Here is a 259-nt window from a genome sequence, read left to right as displayed (position 1 = left end):
GGCATGACGCCGCACGCGTATCAGATCAATCGGCGTATTCAGTACAGCCGCGCGCAACTCAGGCGCGGTCGTCTGATCGCGGAGGTCGCGCTCGACGCGGGTTTCGCCGACCAGGCGCATTTGCAGCGCACCTTCAAGCGGTTGGTCGCGGCCACGCCGGGGCAATATCGCAGTTGAGGCACGCGCCCGCATGCGGGCGCCCTGGCTGGCGCATCACGCGGCCAGCAGGTACAACGCGCTGGCCGCAAGCAATGCCGCC

1 protein-coding gene is annotated in these 259 nt (G+C 68.3%); it reads left to right on the top strand.

Going from position 1 to position 259, the window contains the following annotated elements; all coding sequences use genetic code 11:
- On the top strand, positions 1-177 hold a 177-nt coding region (locus tag SB751_RS32420; protein ID WP_410749311.1), incomplete at its 5' end, for a helix-turn-helix domain-containing protein.
- Between the last annotated feature and the right edge of the window lie 82 nt (positions 178-259).

The organism is Cupriavidus sp. SIMBA_020 (genome assembly GCF_046535395.1).
Classification (GTDB): domain Bacteria; phylum Pseudomonadota; class Gammaproteobacteria; order Burkholderiales; family Burkholderiaceae; genus Cupriavidus; species Cupriavidus campinensis.
This window is presented reverse-complemented; position numbering and strand designations above follow the sequence as displayed.